This window comes from Tistrella bauzanensis, assembly GCF_014636235.1.
GTDB classification, from domain to species: Bacteria; Pseudomonadota; Alphaproteobacteria; order Tistrellales; family Tistrellaceae; genus Tistrella; species Tistrella bauzanensis.
The window spans coordinates 42,530-65,401 of record NZ_BMDZ01000030.1; the positions used below are offsets into that span (position 1 = coordinate 42,530).

22 protein-coding genes, 1 pseudogene and 2 riboswitches are annotated in these 22,872 nt (G+C 67.7%); of the genes and pseudogenes, 6 read left to right on the plus strand and 17 right to left on the minus strand.

Annotated elements, in window-relative coordinates; all coding sequences use genetic code 11:
- Positions 1-123 precede the first annotated feature (123 nt).
- Both IEW15_RS13290 and upp read left to right on the plus strand, forming a co-directional pair.
- Positions 124-606, plus strand: a complete 483-nt coding sequence (locus IEW15_RS13290) for a peroxiredoxin (RefSeq protein ID WP_188578652.1) — start codon at positions 124-126, stop codon at positions 604-606.
- A gap of 113 nt (positions 607-719) precedes the next feature.
- Positions 720-1,412 carry a uracil phosphoribosyltransferase gene (gene upp, locus IEW15_RS13295; RefSeq protein ID WP_188578653.1) on the plus strand — a complete coding sequence of 231 codons (693 nt, stop codon included), beginning with the start codon at positions 720-722 and terminating at the stop codon, positions 1,410-1,412.
- Between the two features lie 87 nt (positions 1,413-1,499).
- On the opposite strand, the gene gcvPB is transcribed toward upp, so the two are convergent.
- The 6 genes from gcvPB to IEW15_RS13325 all read right to left on the minus strand — a co-directional run bounded on the left by gcvPB (position 1,500) and on the right by IEW15_RS13325 (position 7,544).
- Complete coding sequence (gcvPB, locus tag IEW15_RS13300) at positions 1,500-3,068, minus strand: aminomethyl-transferring glycine dehydrogenase subunit GcvPB (protein WP_372402578.1); 1,569 nt, start codon at positions 3,066-3,068, stop codon at positions 1,500-1,502.
- Positions 3,065-4,426 carry an aminomethyl-transferring glycine dehydrogenase subunit GcvPA gene (gcvPA, locus tag IEW15_RS13305; RefSeq protein ID WP_188578655.1) on the minus strand — a complete coding sequence of 454 codons (1,362 nt, stop codon included), beginning with the start codon at positions 4,424-4,426 and terminating at the stop codon, positions 3,065-3,067. The genes gcvPB and gcvPA overlap by 4 nt, the downstream gene beginning before the upstream one ends.
- Before the next feature lie 4 nt (positions 4,427-4,430).
- Positions 4,431-4,808: a glycine cleavage system protein GcvH gene (gene gcvH, locus IEW15_RS13310; protein WP_188578657.1), complete on the minus strand. Its 378-nt coding sequence runs from the start codon at positions 4,806-4,808 to the stop codon at positions 4,431-4,433.
- Positions 4,809-4,908: 100 nt separating this feature from the next.
- Positions 4,909-6,078, minus strand: coding sequence for a glycine cleavage system aminomethyltransferase GcvT (gcvT, locus tag IEW15_RS13315; protein WP_188578659.1), 1,170 nt, complete (start codon positions 6,076-6,078; stop codon positions 4,909-4,911).
- A gap of 84 nt (positions 6,079-6,162) precedes the next feature.
- Positions 6,163-6,302: riboswitch (glycine riboswitch) on the minus strand.
- Positions 6,303-6,426, minus strand: a riboswitch (glycine riboswitch). It abuts the riboswitch before it with no gap.
- A 115-nt stretch (positions 6,427-6,541) separates the two neighbouring features.
- Complete coding sequence (locus tag IEW15_RS13320; RefSeq protein WP_188578661.1) at positions 6,542-7,255, minus strand: hypothetical protein; 714 nt, start codon at positions 7,253-7,255, stop codon at positions 6,542-6,544.
- A 34-nt stretch (positions 7,256-7,289) separates the two neighbouring features.
- A complete protein-coding gene (locus IEW15_RS13325; RefSeq protein WP_188578663.1) occupies positions 7,290-7,544 on the minus strand; it encodes a CDGSH iron-sulfur domain-containing protein in 255 nt (84 codons plus the stop codon).
- Between the two features lie 424 nt (positions 7,545-7,968).
- On the opposite strand from IEW15_RS13325, the gene ispH reads away from it, so the two are divergent.
- The 3 genes from ispH to rnhA are packed head-to-tail and all read left to right on the plus strand — an operon-like array spanning position 7,969 to position 10,432.
- The gene (gene ispH / locus IEW15_RS13330) at positions 7,969-8,955 is read left to right on the plus strand and encodes a 4-hydroxy-3-methylbut-2-enyl diphosphate reductase (protein WP_188578665.1); all 987 of its coding nucleotides are present in this window, start codon (positions 7,969-7,971) and stop codon (positions 8,953-8,955) included.
- Between the two features lie 45 nt (positions 8,956-9,000).
- Positions 9,001-9,966: a homoserine kinase gene (locus IEW15_RS13335; protein WP_188578667.1), complete on the plus strand. Its 966-nt coding sequence runs from the start codon at positions 9,001-9,003 to the stop codon at positions 9,964-9,966.
- Positions 9,953-10,432: a ribonuclease HI gene (gene rnhA, locus IEW15_RS13340; RefSeq protein WP_188578669.1), complete on the plus strand. Its 480-nt coding sequence runs from the start codon at positions 9,953-9,955 to the stop codon at positions 10,430-10,432. The genes IEW15_RS13335 and rnhA overlap by 14 nt, the downstream gene beginning before the upstream one ends.
- Positions 10,433-10,448: 16 nt before the next feature.
- On the opposite strand, the gene IEW15_RS13345 is transcribed toward rnhA, so the two are convergent.
- The 8 genes from IEW15_RS13345 to IEW15_RS13380 form a co-directional block, all read right to left on the minus strand.
- Positions 10,449-11,870 (minus strand): amidase, encoded by a 1,422-nt coding sequence (locus tag IEW15_RS13345; RefSeq protein ID WP_188578671.1) that lies wholly within the window; start codon positions 11,868-11,870, stop codon positions 10,449-10,451.
- Between the two features lie 40 nt (positions 11,871-11,910).
- Positions 11,911-12,657 carry an SDR family NAD(P)-dependent oxidoreductase gene (locus tag IEW15_RS13350; protein WP_188578673.1) on the minus strand — a complete coding sequence of 249 codons (747 nt, stop codon included), beginning with the start codon at positions 12,655-12,657 and terminating at the stop codon, positions 11,911-11,913.
- Between the two features lie 20 nt (positions 12,658-12,677).
- Positions 12,678-13,418 carry an SDR family NAD(P)-dependent oxidoreductase gene (locus tag IEW15_RS13355; protein WP_188578675.1) on the minus strand — a complete coding sequence of 247 codons (741 nt, stop codon included), beginning with the start codon at positions 13,416-13,418 and terminating at the stop codon, positions 12,678-12,680.
- On the minus strand, positions 13,415-14,236 hold the full coding sequence (locus IEW15_RS13360; protein ID WP_188578677.1) for a polysaccharide deacetylase family protein: 822 nt from the start codon (positions 14,234-14,236) through the stop codon (positions 13,415-13,417). The genes IEW15_RS13355 and IEW15_RS13360 overlap by 4 nt, the downstream gene beginning before the upstream one ends.
- Before the next feature lie 52 nt (positions 14,237-14,288).
- Complete coding sequence (locus IEW15_RS13365; RefSeq protein ID WP_188578679.1) at positions 14,289-15,074, minus strand: ABC transporter permease; 786 nt, start codon at positions 15,072-15,074, stop codon at positions 14,289-14,291.
- Positions 15,071-15,925, minus strand: coding sequence for an ABC transporter permease (locus IEW15_RS13370; RefSeq protein WP_188578681.1), 855 nt, complete (start codon positions 15,923-15,925; stop codon positions 15,071-15,073). Before IEW15_RS13370 ends, IEW15_RS13365 begins: the two co-directional genes overlap by 4 nt.
- Positions 15,922-17,022 carry an ABC transporter ATP-binding protein gene (locus IEW15_RS13375; RefSeq protein WP_188578683.1) on the minus strand — a complete coding sequence of 367 codons (1,101 nt, stop codon included), beginning with the start codon at positions 17,020-17,022 and terminating at the stop codon, positions 15,922-15,924. Before IEW15_RS13375 ends, IEW15_RS13370 begins: the two co-directional genes overlap by 4 nt.
- Before the next feature lie 221 nt (positions 17,023-17,243).
- Positions 17,244-18,314 carry an ABC transporter substrate-binding protein gene (locus IEW15_RS13380; RefSeq protein ID WP_229708078.1) on the minus strand — a complete coding sequence of 357 codons (1,071 nt, stop codon included), beginning with the start codon at positions 18,312-18,314 and terminating at the stop codon, positions 17,244-17,246.
- Between the two features lie 313 nt (positions 18,315-18,627).
- Between IEW15_RS13380 and IEW15_RS13385 the strand changes: the two genes are divergently transcribed.
- Complete coding sequence (locus IEW15_RS13385; protein WP_229708079.1) at positions 18,628-19,209, plus strand: MarR family winged helix-turn-helix transcriptional regulator; 582 nt, start codon at positions 18,628-18,630, stop codon at positions 19,207-19,209.
- Positions 19,210-19,228: 19 nt separating this feature from the next.
- Here IEW15_RS13385 and IEW15_RS13390 read toward each other — a convergent pair.
- The 3 genes and pseudogenes from IEW15_RS13390 to IEW15_RS25930 form a co-directional block, all read right to left on the minus strand.
- Positions 19,229-20,396: pseudogene (locus tag IEW15_RS13390) on the minus strand (Fic family protein).
- Positions 20,397-20,634: 238 nt separating this feature from the next.
- Positions 20,635-22,401, minus strand: a complete 1,767-nt coding sequence (locus tag IEW15_RS13395) for an asparagine synthetase B family protein (RefSeq protein WP_188578685.1) — start codon at positions 22,399-22,401, stop codon at positions 20,635-20,637.
- Between the two features lie 148 nt (positions 22,402-22,549).
- Positions 22,550-22,872: hypothetical protein (locus IEW15_RS25930; RefSeq protein WP_229708082.1), on the minus strand; the 323-nt coding region annotated here is incomplete at its 5' end.

Consider the following 22,872-nt stretch of genomic DNA (forward strand, 5'->3'; position numbering starts at 1 on the left):
GCGCAAGCCGCGCTTGCACCTGTCACCCGATCGCGCCTTAAATGTGGTCGGACCCGGCCGGCTGCCGGTGATCACGTCAAGAACCGGCCGGCGGGTGACAGACAGCAACCAGGAGAGCGACAGATGTCGATCACGACCGGCGACAAGATTCCCGCAGCGACGCTGGTGGAAATGACCGCGGACGGCCCGGCCAAGATCAGCACCGACGAGCTGTTCGGCGGCCGCACGGTTGCCGTGTTCGCGGTGCCGGGTGCCTTCACCCCCACCTGCTCGGCTCGTCACCTGCCGGGCTTCGTTGAAAAGGCCGATGCCTTCAAGGCCAAGGGTGTCGACGAGATCGTCTGCATCTCGGTCAATGACGCCTTCGTCATGGGCGCCTGGGGCAAGGCGCAGTCGGTGGATGGCAGCGTGCGGCTGCTGGCCGATGGCAATGGCGACTTCACCAAGGCGGTCGGCCTGACCCTCGACGGCTCGGGCTTCGGCATGGGCCTGCGCTCGCAGCGCTATTCGATGTTGGTCAAGGACGGGGTGGTTCAGCACCTCAATGTCGAGAAGGGCGGGGCCTTCGAGGTCAGCGATGCCGACACTCTGCTTGGCCAGCTCTGATCCGGGCTCTGACTGATCGACCGTTTCTGCTAGTCTGACCGATGGCCGGCGGCGCTCTGCGTTGCCGGCCATCGTCTATCGCCCCACCATCGCCACCACGTCGCGGAGCCCAGATGACCGAGACCGCCGCCACCGACGCCCATGCCGGCTCTGACCGGGATTTCGCCACGCGGTTTCCAAACCTGCACGTGCTGGACCATCCGCTGATCCTGCACAAGCTCAGCCATATGCGCGATCTTGCCACCTCGACCAAGACCTTCCGCCAATTGCTGCGCGAAATCGCCCTGCTGATGGGATACGAGATCACCCGCAGCCTGCCGATCACCCATGAGGAGATCGAGACACCGCTGGAACGGGTGGCGGCACCGGTGATCGAGGGCAAAAAGGTCGCTGTGGTGCCGATCCTGCGCGCCGGGCTCGGCATGGCCGACGGGCTGACCGAGCTGATGCCGGCGTCGCGCATCGGTCATGTCGGGCTGTATCGCGACGAGAACACCAAGGAGCCGGTGGAATATCTGGTGAAGCTGCCAAAGGCCGAGGGCCGCACCTTCATTCTGGTCGACCCGATGCTGGCCACCGGCAATTCGGCGGTGCATGCGGTCGATGTGCTGAACCGTCATGGCGTGGCTGACGAGCAGATCCGCTTCATGGCCCTGATCGCGGCACCCGAAGGGCTGGCGGTGTTCACCCGTGCCCATCCGCAGGTGCCGGTCTATGTGGCCGCTGTCGACCGCTGCCTGGACGAGAATGCTTATATCCGCCCTGGCCTTGGCGATGCCGGCGACCGGCTGTTCGGCACCCGTTGAAATGTCGAAGGCCTCGTCACACGGGGGAGTGTGTGACGAGGCCTGACTGGTACGGCCTGACTGGTACGCGATGTGCCTGGTACCATCCTACTCGGCGGCGGCGCGGGCATCCACCGGCGGTGTCCAGCGCAGGATCGGCTTGCGGGCCGCCAACGTCTCGTCCAGGCGGCGGCGCGGCGCGTAACGGGGGGCGGCGTGGAACATCGCCGCCTCGCCGGCCTTGGCGCGCCGGGCCAGCGACAGTAGCGCATCGACCAGCTGGTCCAGCGCCTGCTTCGATTCGGTCTCGGTCGGTTCGATCAGCATCGCACCATGCACCACCAGCGGGAAGTACATGGTCATCGGGTGGAAGCCCTCGTCGATCATCGCCTTGGCGAAATCGAGCGTGCTGACCCCGGTGCCATCCAGGAAGCTGTCGTCGAACAGGCATTCATGCATGGCCGGGCCGTCGAAGGCCGGGCTCATCTCGTCCGACAGCCGCACCATCAGATAATTGGCCGCCAGCACCGCATCGCCGGATGCGGTGTGCAGCCCGTCGCGGCCCAGACTTTTCATATAGGCGAGGGCGCGGGTGAACATGCCCATCTGGCCGAAGAATGCCTTCAGCCGGCCGACGGCGCCGCCACCCGGCACGGCATCGACGGTATAGCTGCCATCATCCGCCTTGCCGATGCGCGGCCCCGGCGCGACATGCGCCAGGCTTTCCGCGAACACCACCGGGCCGGAGCCCGGACCACCGCCGCCATGCGGCGTGGAGAAGGTCTTGTGCAGGTTGATGTGCATGCAGTCGAAGCCAAGCTCGGCCGGCTTCACGCGCCCGACGATGGCATTGAAGTTGGCGCCGTCGCCATAGAAATAGGCGCCCACCTCGTGCACCGCGTCGGCAATGGCGCGGACATCACGTTCAAACAGCCCGCAGGTGTTTGGATTGGTCAGCATCACGGCCGCGACATCGGGGCCGAGCGCCGCCTTCAGCGTCGCCACATCCACCCGGCCGTCCTCGGTGCCGGGGATGCTCTCGACGGTATAGCCGCACAGCACCGCCGATGCCGGGTTGGTGCCATGGGCGCTGTCGGGCACGATCACCCGCTTGCGGGCATCGCCGCGCGCGACGTGGGCGGCACGGATCGCCATCAGCCCGGCCAGCTCGCCATGGGCGCCGGCGGCGGGGGCGAGTGTGATCTCGGCCATGCCGGTCAGCCGCATCAGCCAGTCGGACAGCTCGGCCATCACACCCAGCGCACCCTGGATGGTCGACACCGGCTGCAGGGGGTGCAGATCGGCGAAGCCCGGCATCCGTGCCACCTTTTCATTCAGGCGCGGATTGTACTTCATGGTGCACGAGCCCAGCGGGAACAGGCCGCTGTCGATGGAATAATTCTTCTGCGACAGGCGCACGAAATGGCGCACCACCTGCGGCTCCGCCAGGTCGGGCAGGCCGATGGCGCCCTTGCGGGCAGTGCCGCCCAGCCGGCTGGTGGCGGCCGGCACCGGCGGCAGATCCACGCCGATCCGCCCGGGGGTGCCCTGTTCGAAGATCAGCGGCTCTTCGAGTTGAAGCGCCCGGTTGCCGGTCTCGGTCTCAGGGACCATCGAGGCATCGGCGTCGGCAGTGTCACGCGCGACGCGGCCCTGCGAACGATCGATCGCGGTCATGCCGCCAACTCCTCTGCAAGTGCTGCGGCCAGGGCCTCGACGTCGTCCTCGGTGACGAGTTCGGTGACGGCGACCACCAGCAGCGAGGCCAGACGGTCGGCATCGCCCTCCACGCCATCCAGAGTCGCGGGCGCGATGCCGGCCAGGATGCCGCGATCGGCCAGACGCTGGACCACCGGGGCCGATGGTCGACCCAGATCGAGGGTGAACTCGTTGAAGAAGCTGTCATTCACCAGGGTGACGCCCGGCACCGCCGCCAGCCGGTCGGCGGCCAGCGACGCCTGGGCATGGTTCAGCGCCGCCAGATGGGTGACGCCCTGTTCACCCAGCATCGCCACATGAATGGTGAAGGCGGTGGCGCAGAGCCCCGCCGAGGTGCAGATATTGCTGGTCGCCTTGTCGCGGCGGATATGCTGCTCGCGGGTCGACAGTGTCAGCACGAAGCCGCGGCGGCCATCGGCATCCACGGTTTCGCCGCACAGCCGGCCCGGCATCTGGCGCAGGAATTTCGACCGGGTGGCGAATAATCCGACGGTGGGGCCGCCGAAGGTGAGCATGTTGCCGAAGCTCTGGCCCTCGCCGACCACGATGTCGGCGCCCATGGCGCCGGGGCTTTCGATCGCGCCCAGCGACACCGCCTCGGTCACCGCCACCACCAGCAGCGCGCCCTTGGCGTGGACAGCGTCGGCCAGCGTCGTCAGGTCGCTGACATGGCCGAAGAAGCCGGGGTTCTGGACGATGACGGCGGCGGTGCCGGCATCGACCCGGGCCATGATGTCGTCCTCGGCCCGTGGATCGGCCGGGGCCAGATCGACCTCGATGCCGGCGAAGCCCAGTTGATTGCGGACCACGGCGCGGTAATGCGGGTGCACCGATCCGGCCACCACCACCTTGTTGCGACGGGTGATGCGCACCGCCATCATTCCGGCCTCGGCCGCGGCGGTCGAGCCGTCATAGAGCGAGGCATTGGCCACGTCCATGCCGGTCAGCAACGCCACCTGGGTCTGGAACTCGAACAGGGTCTGCAAGGTGCCCTGGGCGATTTCAGGCTGATAGGGGGTATAGGCGGTCAGGAATTCCGACCGCTGGATCAGATGGTCGACGGCGGCCGGCACGTGGTGGCGATACAGGCCGCCGCCCACGAAGAACGGGCCGTCGCCGGCCGAGCGGCTGGCGCGGGCATAGGCCTGCATCTCGCGCTCGACCTGAAACTCGCCCTTGCCGTCGGCAAGGTCGAAGGCGTCGGTGCCGTGCAGCATGCCGGCCGGTACGTCACGATAAAGGGCATCGATCGCCGGGGCCCCGACCACGCGGAGCATCTCCGCGCGATCGGCTCCGGTCAGCGGCAGATAACGCATGATGTCACTCCAGCCCGGCGATATAGGCCGCGTAGGCGTCTTCATCCATCAACTCGTCCAACTGGCCCGCATCGGTCACGCGCATGCGGAAGAACCAGCCCTCGCCGGCGGGGTCGCTGTTGACCAGACTTGGGTCGTCGACCACCGCCTCGTTGCCGGCAACCACCTCGCCGTCGATCGGCGCATAGACGTCGGATGCGGCCTTGACCGATTCGACCACCGCGGCGTCGTCGCCGGCGGCAAGCGTGCGGCCGACCTCGGGCAGTTCGACGAACACCACATCGCCAAGCTGGCCCTGGGCGTAATCGGTGATACCGATGGTCGCGACCTCGCCGTCGAGGTCGATCCATTCATGGTCTTTGGTGAAGTGCCGAGTGCTCATGAGAAAACTCGCTGTTCCCTGGTGGGGCGGGGTGGTGTTCTGTGGGCGCGGGGGCATGCATTGCGGCGGTCGGGCGCGCCGGCGGGCGCGGCCGATATCGTCAGCGCTTGTAGCGGTGCGGCACGAAGGGCATGGCGGCAACGGTCGCGGGTCGCGCCTTGCCACGGATATCCAGCGACACAGCCGTGCCGGCCGCCGCCAGATCCGCGCGGATATAGGCCATGGCGATCGGGCCGTCGGCGCTGGGGCCGAAACCGCCGCTGGTGACATGGCCGATGGTGGCGCCGTTGCCATCCAGAACCGCGGTGCCTTCCCGCGCGATCACCCGGCCGTCGGGCAGCAGGCCCACACGGCGGCGGGCGGGGCCGTCGGCGAAGGCCGTGGCGATCACCGCGGCGCCGGGATAGCCGGCATCGGCCACCCGCCGGCGTTTGGCGATCGACCAGCCCAGCCCGGCCTCGACCGGGTTGGTGACAAGATCGATGTCATGACCATAGAGGCAAAGCCCGGCTTCCAGACGCAGGCTGTCGCGGGCGCCAAGCCCGATCGGCCTCACCCGGTCATCGGCCAGCAGCAGCCGGGCCAGGGCATCGGCCTGGTCGGCGGGAACCGAAATCTCATAGCCATCCTCGCCGGTATAGCCCGACCGGCTGACCAGACATGTCGTGCCGGCGATGTCGAGCGCCATCATCGACATGAAGGTCATCGCCGCCGCATCCGGGGCATGAGCCGACAGCACCGCTTCGGCCGCCGGCCCCTGCACCGCGATCAAGGCCCGGTCGTCCAGCACCTCAAGCGCATGGCCGGCGGGCAGATGGGCGGCGATATGGGCGAAATCATCGGCCTTGCAGGCGGCATTCACCACCAGAAAGACATGGGTCTGGAACCGCGTCGCCATCAGGTCGTCGCGGATGCCGCCCTCAGGGGTGGTGAGCTGGGTATAGCGCATCCGCCCGGTGCCGAGCCCGGTGATGTCGCCCGGAACCATGGTTTCCAGGGCGGCGGCGGCATCGGGGCCGGTGATCCGCGCCTGACCCATATGGCTGACATCGAACAGCCCGGCCGCGGCGCGGCAGTGCAGGTGTTCGACCTTGATGCCATCGGGATACTGGACCGGCATCAGATAGCCCGCGAACGGCACCATCCTGCCGCCGAGGGCGACATGCAGGTCGTAGAGCGGTGTGCGCGCGACATCGGCATCGGCGGTCGACGTCTCGGGATCGGGTGCATGGGTGGCAGGCGATACGGCGGTCTTGTCCGTGCCGGACATCAGGTCGCTCCGTCAAACAGGAAAGCGGCCGCGCATCTCCCAGGTCCGGTGCCGGCATCCCTGCCGTTCCGTCCCCGGAGATGACCCCGCTCTGTCTTCGGACCTGAAAGATTGTGCGGTCGGCAAGTCCCGCCGCGCGGACGATCCGCGCGGTGAGGTCGCCGGTGCACTTACCCCTTCGGTGAGGCGCCGCGATCGATTGCGACGCCTGCTTTCCAGAGTGACATTCCCCTGCGGTCCCTGGTGCCTGAGAGTTTACCGGGGCCGGTTGCTCCTTCGGCGGCAATGCCACATCACCCCCGGCCGTTCAGGGCCGGGTGCGGTATCGCGCTCTCCCACAGGGTTCGACTGTCACGTAGCCTCCGAGCGCCCCCAAGATACACGAGGCGTCGGCACCGCACAATCTGTCCTGCACGTCCCGGCTGTTCTGCACGTCCCTGTCAGCGAACGAGGCGTGTGGTCATCAGCGCACCGCGCGCGCATGGCCGCGCTGGAATTCCAGCTGTTCGGGGCTGAGCTGGAAGCCGACCATCAGTGCGTAATCGGCGCCCGAGGTGCCGGCCGTCAGCGGCACGCGGATGCTGAGTTCCTCTTGTGCCGCCGCCTTCAGCCGGTCGGCCGGCAGCGGCAGGTCCGAGCGGAAGACCTGCTTGTTCAGGATCGTCTGGTCGCGATCGGTCACCGCGACGTAATAGTCGAAGGCTGTGCCGGTGTCGCCGGGGGCGGCGGGGCCGCGTTCGACATCGATCACCAGGGTCAGCGCCACGTCGATATAGCGCCGGCCGTCATCGGTATCGGCGTCGCAGTTCCATTGCGCATCGGCGATGCGGCCCAGGAAACGCACGCCGGTGACGTCGGTCGCGCCGGGCACGATCTGAACCGCCTGCGACGTTTCGCGCAGCACCACCACCCGCGGACAGACCGGCGGTTCGGCGCGACTGAAGGCGCCGCAACCGGCGGTGGTGGCCGCCAGCGCGATCGCGGCGGCGCCCAGCAGGCGGCGGCGGCCGCGGCCGCCGGTCTTCAGGGTGGTCCCGGGACCGGACGCGGAATTGGGCTGTGCCACGACGAAGCGCTCCGTGATCGTTGCCGCATGGGCGTGCAGATATGCGCCACTGTATAGCGACGCCGCGCGGGCGCGCAATGCCGCCGCCCGCGCGTGTCTGCCTCGTCTCATGACACGGGTCCGGTCACGATTGCGATGATGACGGTCACAGACCGTTATGGCTGCCGTCGCACATCGGATGGCCGCCGGTCTTCTTGCAGCCGCAGAACCAGGCGGTTCCGTCCTCTTCGGCCTTCCAGGCCAGCGGCGACAGGCCGGTGCCCTTGTGGGTGCCGTCGCAGAAGGGCTGCTTCTTGCTGAGGCCGCAGGAGCACCACCAATAGGTGCGGCCTGCCGTCACCACCACCTCATAGGGCTCGGCCTGGGCCACCACCGGTTCCATGATCGGTTCGGTCGTCATCTGGTCAGTCATCCCCATTGGGCGCCGCCAGGGCCTGGCCCATGCGGTCGCCCGGTTCACACGATGTCGTCGCCGGTGGGCCGGCGATCATTCGATGCTGCTACGGCCCCATGTCACGCCCGCATAAAGCTGTCACGCCCGCAGAGAGCCGCCTGACGTGATGTGGCGCGCAAGAGTTGTGATATATGGACCGTAGGCACGCATAAGTGTAACGGCCGTGGCAAGGCTGCGGCAAGCCTCCGTCGATGCGCCGGGCCGGGCGCCGCTGCGGGCGCATGGTGTTGAACTTCAAGGCCCGGCATGCCATACCGCACCCTTGAGCCCGTGACGCGCCCGACCGGAACCGCCCGACCGGCGGGTTGCGCCCCTCATGAGCGACCGGCCGCCAAGGTCCGGCCCCATCCTGATCCGGAGCGTCGATGCGATGACCCAGGTGGTCAACCCCGCCTCCCCGACCGCCGCCCCTGCGGCGGCCCCCGTCACCCTGGTCCTGGCCGAGCCGCGCGGCTTCTGCGCCGGCGTCGACCGGGCGATCCAGATCGTCGAGCGGGCCATCGAGCGGTTCGGCGCCCCGGTTTACGTTCGTCACGAAATCGTCCACAACAAGACCGTGGTGCAGGATCTGGTGGCCAAGGGCGCGGTGTTCGTCGAGGAACTGGACGAGGTGCCCGACGACGTGCCGGTGATCTTCTCGGCCCATGGTGTGCCCAAGGCGGTACCGCTGGAGGCCGCCCGCCGTAAGCTGCTGGCGATCGATGCCACCTGTCCGCTGGTCTCGAAGGTCCATCGCGAGGCGGAACGCCATCATGGTGACGGCCGCCATGTGCTGCTGATCGGCCATCGCGGCCATCCGGAGGTGATCGGCACCATGGGTCAGTTGCCCGATGGCGCGGTCGAGCTGATCGAAACCGTGGCCGATGCCGAGGCTTATGCGCCGGCCAAGGGCGGTCTGCCGCTGGCCTATGCCACCCAGACCACATTGTCGGTGGCCGACACCGCCGGCATCGTCACGGTGCTGCGCCGGCGCTTTCCCGATATCGCCGGGCCGAAGCGCGAGGATATCTGCTATGCCACCACCAACCGTCAGGAAGCGGTGGCGCAGATCGCGGCCAGCGTTCAGGCGGTGCTGGTGATCGGCGCGCCCAATTCGTCGAATTCGCGCCGGCTGGTGGAGACCGCGGCGTCTGCGGGCTGCGCCAATGCCCGGCTGATCCAGACCGCGGACGAGATCGACTGGGACCGGCTGGCCGGTGTCACCCGCATCGGCATCTCGGCCGGGGCCTCGGCCCCTGAGATTCTGGTCGAGCAGGTGATCGCGGCCTTCCGCGCCCGCGGCCCGGTGGTGATCGAGCGGGTGGTCACGGCCGAGGAGGGCGTGGTGTTCAAGCTGCCGCCGGATCTGAACCGGTGACGCCTGCGGCCGGTACGCGTGACACGATGATGCAGGGGGCCTGAGATGGCGGTTTACACGGCGGTCGCCGACGACGAGATGCGGGCGCTGCTGGCTGGCTATGACATCGGGCCGTTCCAGGGACTGGCCGGGATTCAGCAGGGGGTGGAGAATTCCAACTGGATTCTGGCCGCCGGTGGCCGGCGCTATATCCTGACCGTCTATGAAAAACGGGTCGATCCGGCGGATCTGCCGTATTTTCTGGGGCTGATGGATCACCTGACCCGTCGCGGCATCCGCTGCCCGCAGCCGGTGCAGGATCGCCAGGGCCGCGCGCTGGCCGAACTGGCCGGCAAGCCGGCGGCGATCTTCACCTTCCTGCCCGGCCGTGGCCCCACCCGGATCGTGCCCGCCCATTGCCGGGCGCTGGGCACGGCGCTGGCGGAACTGCACCTGGCGACCGCCGATTTTCCGATGCACCGCCCGAACACCCTGGCGCTGGCCGGCTGGCAGAGCCTGGCCGGCGGCATCGGGGCCCGCGCCGACGAGATCACGCCGGGCCTGTCGCGTGAGGTCGCGGCCAGCATGGCGACACTGGCGGCAGATTGGCCGCATGATCTGCCTTCCGGCACCATCCATGCCGATCTGTTTCCCGACAACGTGTTCTATGAACGCGCCGACCGGGTCTCGGGGATCATCGACTTCTATTTCGCCTGTTCCGATGCCTTCGCCTATGAAATCGCGATTTGCATCAATGCCTGGTGCTTCGAGCCGGACGGGCAGTTCAACATCACCAAGGCGCGGCTGATGCTGGGCGCCTATCGCGCGGTCCGGCCGTTTTCAGACGCCGAACTCGCCAGCCTGCCGCTGTTGGCGGAAGGGGCGGCGATGCGGTTTCTGCTCACCCGCGCCCATGACTGGCTCAACCGTGTCGAGGGGGCGCTGGTGAAGCCCAAGGATCCGCTGGAATATCTCCACAAGCTGCGCTTTCACCGCAGCGTCACCGGTCCCGGAGCCTATGGCCTTGACTGACGCCGCCACCGCCGGAGACACGGTGCCGCCGAAGCGGATCGTGGAAGCCTTCACCGACGGCGCCTGTTCCGGCAATCCCGGCCCCGGCGGCTGGGGCGTGGTGCTGCGCTGGGGCGAACTTGAGCGCGAGATGAACGGCGGCGAGGCCCAGACCACCAACAACCGCATGGAGCTGATGGCCGCGATCGAGGCGCTGCGCGCGCTGAAGCGCCCGACCACGATCCGGATCTGGACCGACAGCACCTATGTCCGCGACGGCATCACCAAATGGATCCACGGCTGGAAGCGCAATGGCTGGAAGACCGCGGCCAAGGCGCCGGTGAAGAACGCCGATCTGTGGCAGCAACTGGACGAACTGGCCCGTGCCCACAAGGTGGACTGGCAATGGGTCCGTGGTCATGACGGCCATCCTGAGAACGAACGCGCCGACGCGCTCGCCCGCGGCGGCATTCCGAAGCGGGGCTGAGCCGGCGGCCCTGGGCTTATGCCCTGGGGCCGTCCAGCGCCTCCACCAGCCCGGCCACGTCCAGGATGAAGTGGTCGTCATGCCAGCGGCCGATGATCTGCAAGCCGATCGGCAGGTGATCGTCGGGGGTGGTGCCGCAGGGCATCGACAGGGCCGGATGGCCGGTCAGGTTCAGCGGGAAGGTATAAGGATACCAGGCGCCACGGATGGTGCCGGCGGGCTCGCCATCGATGGTCACGATGCCGTTGGGATCCTGATCGACCGGCAGCGGCGGCGCGGTCAGGGTGGGCGAGATGATCACGTCGGCGCGTGACAGCTCGGCCTGGATGCGGGTGAAGATGGCGGTGCGGGCGGCGGCGGCGGCCTGAAAGTCGATCGCCGAATGGGCCATCCCCTTTTCGATCGTCATCACCAGCGACGGGTCCATGCGGTCGCGGAACCGGGCCAGATGCGGCCCGACGCGTGCCGCGAGCCCGCTTTGCAGCACCACCAGGAAATGTCGTTCCTCGGCGGCGAAATCGATCTCGATCTCGTGGATCTGGGCGCCCGCCTGGGCCATGCGGGTGATCACGGCATCGGTTGCCGCCAGAACCCGCGGGTCCACCCGTGTGCCGCAGCGCGGCAGATAGGCGACCTTGAGCCCTTCCAGAGTGGTGATCCGCCGCTCGGCCGGCAGGGCGCCCTGGCCCCAGGGATCGCGGGCATCCAGCCCGGATATGGCATCGAACAGCAGCCGGGTATCAGCCACGTCGCGGGCCATCGGCCCGACGAAGGAATTGGCCGCGAACAGATCCGGCAGCGCCAGATGCGGAATGCGGCCCAGCGTCGCCTTCAGCCCCACGATGCCGCAGCAGGCGGCCGGAATCCGGATCGAGCCGCCGCCATCGGTGCCAAGCGCGATCGGCCCCATGCCGGCGGCCACCGCCACGGCGGCACCGGAACTGGACGCGCCGCAGGTGACGGTGGGGTCGATCGGGTTCAGCGTCCGGCCGAAGATCGGCGCATCCGCCGCCTGCTTGTGGCCGAATTCCGGTGTGGTGGTCTTGCCGATCAGGATTGCACCGGCGGCGCGGGCGCGGGCCACGGCCACCGCATCCTCACCCGGCACATTGTCGGCAAAGATCGCCGATCCCATGGTGGTGCGCACGCCCCGGGTGGCGGTCAGATCCTTCACCGAATAGGGCACGCCCAGCAGCGGCGGCAGCGATGCCGGATCGTCGGACGCCATCACCAGCGCCTCGGCGGCGCGCGCCTCGGCCCGTGCCTCCCGGGCTGTGACGGTGATGAAGGCGTTCAGATCGGCCCGTGCCTCGATCCGCGCCAGCACCGCCTCGGTCACCTCCACCGGCGACATCGCGCGGCTGCGGATGGCTGCGGCGAGGTCACGGGCGGTCATGGCGGTGAGGTCGGTGCCAGAAGACGTGTCGGTGCGGGGCATCTGCGGTTCCTGTCGTTACGGTGGCGACGTGCGGCGGCGATCAGAGCATCCAGCGGCCGCCATCGATCAGCAGCGTCTGGCCGGTGACGTAGCGGGCGTCGTCGCTGGCGAGGAAGGCGACCACGCCGGCCACGTCGTCGGGCGTGCCGACATAGCCGGCCGGCGTCGCGGCCTTGATGCGCTCCACCACCTGGGGTGTAAGCCGATCATGGGCGCGGGTGGCGATGGCGCCCGGTGCCACGGCGTTGACGGTGATGCCATGGGCGGCGTTCTCGCGCGCCACGGCCCGGGTGAAGCCGATCACGCCCATCTTGGCGGCGGCATAATCGGCAATGCCGGCATCGCCCGCGAGTGCGCCATCGCTCGACATGTTGACGATCCGGCCCTGGCCGCGCTCGCGCATCGCCGGCAGGACCAGCCTGGTCATGCGCAGGGTGGTCATCAGGCTGATCTCCAGCACGAAGCGCCAGACGCCTTCTTCCGAGGCATGGAACGGGCCGGCACGCTCGCGCGCGCTCTGGCCAACATTGTTGAACAGCACGTCGACCGGCCCGAAGCGGTCGGTGGCCATGATATAGGCCCGGCCCAGCACGGCCGGATCGGTGCAGTCGCCGGCGACCGCCAACCCCCGGTCACCGGCGCCGGCGAACACCTGGGCCAGCCCCTCGCCATCCAGATCGACACCCACCACCCTGGCGCCTTCCGCCAGAAAGCGGCGCACGGTCGCGGCACCGATGCCGTTGGCGGCACCGGTGACGATCACCAGCCTGTCGGAAAACCGCTGCATCGCCTTCAAGCCTTTCGCGATCAGTGAAAGCTGCGGCCGCCATCGACGGCGAGCGCGATGCCGGTGACATAGCCGGCCTCGGGCCCCAGCAGCCACAGCACCGCGCCGGCGATCTCGTCGGGCGTGCCGATCCGGCCCAGGGCATAGCGGGCGCGGATACGCTCCAGCGCCGCCTGTGGATCGGGCCGGGGCTCCCAGGATGTGCGGAACAGTGGAGTGTCGATGGCGCCGGGGCAGATGCTGTTGACCCGGATGCCGTCGGCGGCCAGTTCCATGGCCAGCGACTTGCCCAGCATCACCAGGCCGGCCTTGGCCGCGCAATACGCCGCCCGGCCGGCGATCGGCATCAGGCCGGCGGCCGAGGACACGAACACCATGGCGCCTCCGCCGGCGGCACGCAGATGCGGCAGGCTCGCCCGCGCGGTTAGCATCGGTCCGGTCAGGTTCACGCCGATCGACCGCGCCCAGCCGGCATCGTCGATCCGGTCCAGCGGCTGTTCATGATCGATGCCGGCGGCACAGACCACGCCGTCGATGCCACCCATGGCGGCCGCCGCGGCATCGACCGCCGCCAGAACCGCGGCACTGTCGGCCACATCCGCCTGATGGCCGGTGACGCGGTCGAGGGCAAGGGCTGCCAGCGCCGCCGCGTCGCGATCAAGCACGGCGACATGCGCCCCGCGCGCGGCCAGCATGGCCGTGCAGGCAAGGCCGATACCGCTGGCGCCGCCGGTCACCAGCACCCGGCGCCCGGTCATCATGGCCGCGCGGCCTCCAGCCCCGGCCGCATGGCATCGACCAGCTCGTCACAGCGGCCGATCACGACGCGGCTATGCGCCAATGCATGCTTGATGATGCCGTCCAGAAGCGTCAGCCGCGATGGCTGACCGATCAATTGGGGGTGCATGCCCAGCATCATCATCCGGCCCTCGGCATAAAGCGTGTCGAATTCCAGCGTCCAGGCCTCCAGCGCCGCCGATGGCGCCTGAAGCGTGCGGCCGGGCAGGACGATCGAATACTGGAAGAACGGCGCGTCATCCAGAACCCAGCGGAAGGGCAGCTCCACCAGCTTTGTGGGCCGGCCCTTGTGGCTGTGCAGATAGGGGCTGTCATCGTCGAAGAAGTTCGACGAATAGTCGAAGCCGTAATCGACCAGCAGATCCATGGTGATGGCGCTGAACTCGGCGGCGGGCGAGCGCCAGCCGCGCGGTGCCCGGCCGGTCATCCGCTTGATGATCTCGATGCCGCGTTCCATTTCCTCACGCTCCTGTTCAGGGCTGAGGTTGACGATCCAGGCATGGCTCCAGCTGTGATGCGCGATTTCATGGCCGCGCTCCAGCAGCGCCTCCACCACTTGCGGGCGCTGTTCCATCACCAGCCCGGGCACGAAGAAGGTCGACTTGATGCCATAGCGGTCGAGCAGGTCGAGGATCCGCCAGATGCCGACCTTCCAGCCATAGGCGCCCTGCGACATCAGGATCGGCCGGTTGGCGTTGTTGGGATCGCGCGCCGTCCACATGGTCTCGGCGTCGAGGTCGAAGGTCAGGAACAGCGGAAAGCCATCGGGATGACAGGACATGGGATCGGATTCCGTCAGGAAAGGGCCGGGCAACACAGGATGATTCAGGCGATCAGACGAAGCGGTGGAAACCGGTGCGGCGTTCCGCGATCAGCAGGATCAGGCCGGTGAGGATGATCATGATCGTCGAGATGGCGGCGACGCCGGGATCGACGCCGTGTTCGACCGACGAGAAGATCAGCACCGGCAGGGTCTGCTGGCCGGGGGCGAGCAGGAAGATCGTGACCGGCACGTTGTCGAGCGAGGTGACCAGCGCGAACAGCGCGCCCGCGACCAGACCGGGGCGGATCAGCGGCAGGGTCACCAGGCGGAAGGCCTCGAAACCGGTGGCGCCCAGCACCCGCGCCGCCTCTTCGAGCGACCGGTCGACACCGCCCAGGCTTGAAAGGGCGGCGCGCACGATATAGGGCACGGTGATCACGACATGGGCCGCGATCAGCACGCCGGTGCCGCCATAGAGCCGGAGCAGGCTGACATATTGGAGCAGGGCGACGCCGATCACGACCGAGGGGAACACCAGCGGCGCCATCAGGAACGAGGCGATCGCCTCCGATCCCGGCAGGGCGCGGGAATGGATCGCCCAGGCGGCGGCGACGCCTAGTACCAGCGACAGCGTGGTCGACGACACCGCCAGGATCAGGCTGAGCCGGATCGCCTTCAGGTATTCAGGGTCGCTCAACACCTCGGCGAACCAGTGCAGGGTCAGGCCCTGCGGCGGGATGGTGAGATAAGACGTGGTGCTGACCGCGGCCAGCATGGTGACGATCACCGGCACCTGCAGGAAGATCACCACCAGAACCGCGATGATCGCCACGATCCGTCCGGGTGCCAGGGTCATGCCATGCCTCCCCAGCGCTTCGCCAGCCGGCCCGACGCCCAGACGATGACCAGTGCGGCCAGCGTCAGCGCGAAGGCGAGGGCGGCACCGCCCGGCCAGTTCAGAAGCTGCATGTATTCGTCATAGATCACGGTTGCCAGCACCCGATAGGTGGCGCCGCCCAGCATGCGCGGTGTCACCAGGGCGCTGATGGTCAGCACGAAGACCAGGATCGATCCGGCGAGGATGCCGGACGCGGTCAGCGGCAGGGTGACCATGAAGAAGCTGCGGATGCGGCCGGCGCCGAGGGTCGAGGCGGCGGCCTCGACATCGCGCGGCACCGCCTGGATCGCCGCCACCAGCATCAGCACCATGAACGGCAGATAGATATGGACCAGACCGATGACCACGCCGGTCATGTTGAACATCAGCTTCAGTGGCGTGTCGATCAGCCCCAGGTCGATCAACAGGTTGTTGAGCAGGCCGCGATTGGCCAGCAGCGCGATCCAGCCGAATGACCGCACCACCAGGTTCAGCATCATCGGAAACACGACCAGCAGGATCAGCGGCACCCGCCAGCGTTCCGGGCCGCGCACGATCATCAGCGCCAGCGGATAGCCGATCGCCAGCGCGATCGCCGTCACCAGCAATCCCAGGCCGAAGGTCCGCCACACCACCTCGCGGTAGTAATCGTCCAGGATGATCTGGGCGTAATTGTCGATCGTCCACGAGCCCGGGGTGATGCCCATGCCCGGCAGATATTCGCGAAAACTGGTCGGCAGCATCAGGATGATCGGTGCCGCGAAACAGGCGATCAGCACCAGCGCCAGCGGCGAGATCAGAGCGGCACCGGTCCGGCGGCGGATGATCATGGCGCCCCCTCCGTGGCGGTGGTGGCCGCCGGCATCACGAAGACCTGACCCGGATCGATCGACAGCACCACCGGCGCACCGGGGACAAGGCCGGCCTCAGGCCCGGCCGACGATGTCTCGGCGATGATTTCAACGTCGCCCGCCAGCCGCACCACATACTGCACCCGCGCGCCGGTGAACGACCGGAAGGCGACGATCCCCGGGATGTCGTCATCACCTTGCGGCGACGCGGAGGCCGGCCTGATCCGGATGGCTTCCTGACGGATGATGACCTCGGCCGCGGCGCCGACCGGGGCCTGCGGATGGGTGGCGCGCAGCGTCAGCGCTGGTCCGATCCGCACCCGGCCGGCTTCGCCGGTGGCGTCGACTTGGCCCGACAGGCGGTTGGGGCGGCCGATGAAGCTGGCGACGAAGCCGTTGGCCGGGCGGGCATAGATCGCCTCGGGCGCATCGAATTGCTGGATCACGCCATGGGCCAGCACACAGACCCGGTCCGACAGCGACAGCGCCTCGGACTGGTCATGGGTGACGAACAGGCTGGTGATGCCAAGCCGGCCCTGCAGCCGCTTCAGCTCGATCTGCATCTCGTCGCGGAGCTGGGCATCCAGATTGGACAGCGGTTCATCGAACAGCAGCATGCGCGGGCGCGGCGCCACGGCGCGGGCGATGGCCACCCGCTGCTGTTGACCGCCCGACATCTGGCGTGGATAGCGCCCGGCCAGATGATCCAGCCGCACCAGCGCCAGCACCTCTTTCACCCGGCCGGCCAGTTCGGCGCCGCGCACGCCCTGGCGCTTCATGCCGAAGGCCACGTTCTCGGCCACGGTCAGATGCGGAAACAGGGCATAGGACTGAAACACCAGGCCGATCCGGCGCTTGTGCGGCGGCGCCCGGGTGATGTCTTCGTCGTCGGCCAGAATGCGGCCGCCGCTGGGCTCGATCAGCCCGGCCACCATGCGCAGGATGGTGGTCTTGCCGCAGCCCGACGGCCCCAGCAGCGAGACGAATTCGCCATCGGCAACGCTGATGGAGACGTCGCGCACCACGTCGCTGTCGCCATAGCGCTTGTGGAGACGGTCGATGGTGAGCTTGGCCATAATGCCCTATTCGAAGAGGGGAGGCGGGTCCGAAATGGGGAGGCGGGTGGCGGAGCGGCCGGGGGGAGGGACCGGCCGGTCACGGGGATGCCGGGGGGCGCATCCCCGTCGTCTCCGCCACCGCCTGGAACCGCGGCTGCCGATACCCGCCCAGGGGGGAGGGAGGCGGGGGCGCCTGCGGTTCAAGCACAGCGATCACAGAACCGTGTCGCGGATGGCGGTCAGCGGGTCACTTCACGCTGCCAGCGCCGGGTCCAGTTGGGCAGGTTCTCGGCCACCGCCTGCGGGTCGGGGAACCACAGATTGTCGCGCGCCTCACCGGTCGGCACGATTGCCGCCACCTTGTCGGACAGCTCGACCCTGGTATTCACCGGTCCGGCATATTTGCGTTCGGCGAAGCAGGCCTGACCTTCGGGTGACAGCACCACATCGATGAACTTATGCGCCAGATCGGGATGGGGCGCGCCCTCGGGAACGCTGAGTGTCGGGCGGATGCCGACGGCGCCTTCCTTAGGGTAGGCCACAGCCACCTTCACGCCCTTGTCGGCGGCCGAGCCGACCCGGTCGGGATACCAGGGCGCCATGGCGATTTCGCCGCGTTCGAACAGCGACACGATCTGGTCGGCCTGGGTGTAGAAGGTCACCACCGACGGCGCCAGCGCCTTGGCGGCGGCAATGCCCGGATCGACATTGTCGATCGTGCCGCCATGCATCTTGTTCAGCGCCAGCAGGAACTGCATGCCCGAGGTGCCGGTGATGTCGCCAAGCGCGATCTTGCCGGCCCATTTCGGATCGGCGAGGTCGCTCCACGATGTCGGCGGCTCGGGCATCATCTCGGGGTTGTAGGCAAGGGCCGTGGCGCCCAGCATGAACACCACGAAACGGCCGCCATCGGTCAAGGCGCCGGGGATCAGATCGGCGGCGTTGGACAGCTTTGCCGCGTCGATCGGGCTCAACAGCTTTTCATTGGCAAGCTGGGTCGCGAGCGAGTCGTCCATATAGGCGACGTCGAACTGGCTGCGGCCACCCATGGCGCGGATCGCCGCCGCATGCTGCACCGACGAGCCGACCTTCATCGCCACTGTGGCGCCGGTCGCCTTCTCGAAGGCGGCGATATGGCAGGTCTTGGTGTCTTCGGCAAAGGATCCGCCGAAGGTGGCGATCACCAGTTCCTCGGCCGATGCCGCGGCCGGCATGGCGGCGGCCAGACAGGCCGCGACCGCGGCGGTTATGGCGGCATTGCGTGTGCGATGGCGGCGCTGTGTGGCGGCGGCGGACGGTTTGGTCACCATGGTCTCACTCTCCCGGCATGATCGGTGTCGGCCTGCATGAAGCAGCGTCTGCGGCGGGCGGATTACCCGGCCCCGGGCCGTCTGGCGGCCCTTTATGTCGCATCGACGCGTCCTGTCGATTGAAAGCCTAGGTCTCTTTCAGTTATCTTTCAAGAAAGAAACTTGTGAGGCATCTCCTGCCAAATGCCCGGTCGGCGGGGGTTTCATGGGCATGGATCGGCCATCGGGTGCGATGCATGCCTGTCGACCAGCAGACCGGCTGGGCTATGATCGGGATCGAGGATCACGGATGAGCGCGGAGCAGACCCAACCGATGCAGACCAATCCGGCCACGCCGCTGGATGATGACGAGACCGCCGCCGCCCCCACACACACGGCCACGGCGCCTGAGCATTTCGATACCGTCGCGCGCGGCATGGCGCGCTGGGCGCGTGAGCGACCGGACATCGATGCCTCGGGCAAGGCCGTGGTCGGCCGGGTTCTCAGATTGCAGGGGGTGATCCTGAAAGCGGTGAACGCGACGCTGGCCACCCATGGGCTGAAATACCCGGCCTATGCGATCCTGGCGACGCTGCGTGTGGAAGGCGCGCCCTATCGGCTGTCGCCGTCGCAATTGCAGCAGACCATGCTGTTCTCGTCGGGCGGCATTTCCAACCTGCTGCTGCGGCTGGAAAAGGATGGGCTGATCCGCCGCACCTCGGACCGCAGCGACCGCCGCGGCGTGATCGTGGAGCTGACCGACAAGGGTGTGGCCCTGGCCGATGTCGCCATGGCCGACCACGCCAACACCGAACGCCACCTGATCCGCATGTTCAGCCAGGACGAACGCGCCCAGATGGCCGATATGCTGGCGCGCATGCTGGTGGTGAACGCCGATGCGCCGGGTTATGTCTGACTCTGTCCCCGCCGGCCCGTCAATTGCCGATCGGTTCGGTGCCTTCCGACAGGATCGCCATCAGCGCATCATAGGCGAAGACCCGACCGCGCTTGCGGCCGGTGACCTCGCGGACGAGCCCGATGGTTTCCAACTGGGCGAGGGCTGAATTGGCGGTGGGTGTGGAGATCGCGGCCGCCTGTGCGGCGCTTGCCGCCGTCACGAATGGCGTCTGGCGCAGCACATCCAGAATCCGCAGGGCTGAACCGGCGTTGTTGATCGCGGCGGTGACCCGGTCCTTGTCCTGGCGCTGAAGATCGATGATGCCTTGTGCCGCCCGGCAGGCCTGCTCGGCAGTCTCGGCGATGCCGGTCAGGAAAAACGCGATCCAGCTTTCCCAGTCACCGTTTTCGCGCACCGACTGGAGATGCCGGTAATAGGCCGGGCGATTGGCCTTGAGGTAAAGGCTGAGATAGAGCAGGGGTTGGGCGAGTACGCCGGCTTGAAGCAGATAAAGGGTGATCAACAGGCGGCCCACCCGTCCGTTGCCATCCAGAAACGGATGAATTGTTTCGAACTGCACATGCAGCATGGCGGCCCTGATCAGCGGCGGGAGGTCGTCTTCGGCATGGATGAACCGCTCCAACTGATCGAGACAATCGGGCAGCCGGTCGACCGGGGGCGGCACGAACATCGCATTCCCCGGCCGGGTGCCGCCGATCCAGTTCTGTGATCGGCGGACGTCACCAGGTGACGCAGACTGGCCCCTGCCGCTGCGCAGCAACCGGGCGTGAAGTTCGCGGATCAGGCGCAGGGACAGAGGATGAGGATTGAAGACGCTCCATCCCATACATCAGGGCGTCGACATAGTTCGAGACCTCGCGGACGTCGTCGATCGGCGCCCCGGCCTCAGCGGAAAGCTCGTAACGCAGCAGATCCGTCAGGGTCGACTGCGTGCCCTCGATCTGAGATGACAGCACGGCCTCCTTGCGGACATACATATAGAGCAGCAATTCCTGCCGGGGCAGGGTCGATGCCACGCCATCGAGCCGGCCCAAGGCACGATCGGCCCGCCCGAGCAGGGGCAGAAGCGGCAGCGGGTCGATCGGCGGTATCGGTGGCAAGGGCGGCGGCACGAAGGCACGCACCCGCTCGCCGACGATGATGGTGTCGACCGTATGGCCCAGCCTGCGCGGATCTGCGGGCATCGATCCGTCCTTAAATAAGAAAACTGGATTATTTTAATTAAGGGGCTGCGTTGATTAAAGCCTTTAAATAAGCCGACGTCGGGGCGGGCCGGCGAGCCTTCGTGCCCGGCTGCGCGGCGGTCGGTAGACCGCACTGCGCAGGAAGCGGACGCGGGTGGCGCCGGTGTTCTCATTAAGGGTAGGGCTGGTTGCTGGCGACGCTGCGGACGTCGCCGGCCCCGATGACACGGGGACCGGCTTATCCGTTTCCTCCCTCGATCCAGCGGAGGAACCGTGCGACATGCAATCCGCGATACAGGGTGGCGCCATACTCGCCGAAGTTGGTCGAGGCCGCATCGGTGGGCCAATCGGCCGCCAGCCGTTTCATGCGGGCCACGTCCAGCACGCGCGATGCCAGGGCCGAGCGGTCCAGCGCCTCCACCTCTTCGACGATCCGATCGCGCTGCAATGTCATACGGTGCAGGAATTCCGGGCATTGGAAGCCGCGCCGCGTTTCGTTCAGCACGTCCGGCGGCAGCCGGTCGGCCAGCACCCGCCGGGCCAGCCAGCGGTTGGTGCCGCCGCGCATATATTGTTCATCCGGAACGGCGAAGCAGAATTCCAGCAGATCCAGGTCGGCGGTGGGGTCACGCAGTTCCACCCCGTACAGTTCGCCGATCGGGTCCAGAAAGGGCGGCAGGGTCTGGATCCGGCCCAGCCAGCGCCGCCGCATGGTTTCGGTGCAGCCCGGATAATCGTGCCCCATCTCCAGGCGCCGCTCATTGATGGCGGTGTCGCGCGCGAAGTCCGGATGGATGGCGCCGAAACGCTCGGCCGCTGGCCGCGGCAGTCCGCGATAATCATCCAGGCGGGATTGCAGGCGGGCCGGCAGCAGCGGCTTCAGCGCACGGCGGCGCAGCACGGCGGCCGTCGATTGGCCGGTCGCCCGGCCCAGGGCGGAGGCTTCCCGCCAGAGCCTCGTCCAGTCTCCGCGCCGCGCCATGGTGGCCAGCCCGCTGTGCCCGTTCCAGCTCAAGGTCATGTTGCCCAGCGTTCCGCCCAGCACCGCGCGGGCACCCAGTGTGCGGGCGCGGTCCATCAAGAAGGCGAACCAGCCGATGTTCATGACATTCCGGGCAGGCCCCGACATGGTCAGGAAAACATGCCGGGGATCGTGGTCGAACGCGCGCAGCCCGCGTGGTGACACCGCTTCCCATACCATATTGGGATGAAGGGCGGCCACGGCGGCGGCCCCCGGCCGCTCGTCGGAGATGATGGTGGGATGGTTGAACCGCGGCGCATCGTCGGGTGGTGCCAGGGTCAGCGCATGGATGGTGGCGGGTGCGCGCAGACGGGCGGCGGTGGCCGCCACGGCGCCGGAATCAAGACCTGCGCTCAATTCACAGACCACGGGGCCGGGGCCACGCAACTGTCGCGCCACAGCCTGGTCCAGCAGGGCGCGTGCTTCCTCCACATAGGTTTCGTCGCGGGCATGGCGGATGCGGCGGCCCCAGTCGGGCTGCCAGTAGCGATGCACGGCCAGTGTCCCATCGGCGCCGACGGTCATCGTGGAGGCGGCCGGCACACGCCGGATGGCGGCATAAAGCGTGGCATCGGGTTCCGGCACCACATCGGACAGCAGGGCCGCCAGATAGCCGTCGTCAAGGTCGTGCGGCAGGCCGGGCAGGGCCAGCAGGGTGCGCAAGCGGGACGAGAAGACCAGAAGGCCCCCGATCCGGGCGTGGAACACTGTCCGCCGGCCCAGCGGGTCCGCGGCGAGCAGCAGGCGCCCGTTGCCCTCGTCCCGGAAAGCCAGTGCGAATGCGCCGCGGCAGCGGGCCAGTTCGTCCGGCCCCCGGTGCCTGATCATCGCAAGAAGAAGGGATGCGTCATGCCGGGGCAGGCCGTCCGGTGTCAGGCTGGCGGCCAGATCATGGGCATTGTCGATCCGACCATGCACAGCCAGCAGGCTGCCGCCGTCGCGGCTGGTACCGGTGGCGGCGGCTGCCAGTTGTACCGGTCCCATCTCGAAAACCCGGCTCCCGGCAGTGACATCGCGCTGTGCGCCGAGCAGGCGAGGTGTGGCGGATGGCCATTCCGAATCGAGGCGATAGCACCCCGAAAAGGGCGACATCATGTGATCTTCCGCCGGCCAACAGGGATATGAACCTGGATCAGGAAGCGTCGCTCTGGCAGATGACGTCGTCGTCCCCGGTGCCGCAGTTGGTGAACTCGGTATGCGCCGCGATGTCGAATTGGGCGAGAACCGGCGTCCGCCACAGCGCACGTCCCCCGAGGCGGGTCACCATCTGCCTGTTTTCCTGACCGGCATGCATCATGTTCGAATCCACCCCATATGACCCCTGATGTTGCGATCCTAGCACAGGAATTTGCAGTTTCAAGCGGCCATTGCATAGGGGGATGTCCCGGTCATTGTTGAAAAAGGGAGAGCGGCGTTGCTCGCCTTGAGCCGTTAGGCTCGGGGTGTCGAATCCTC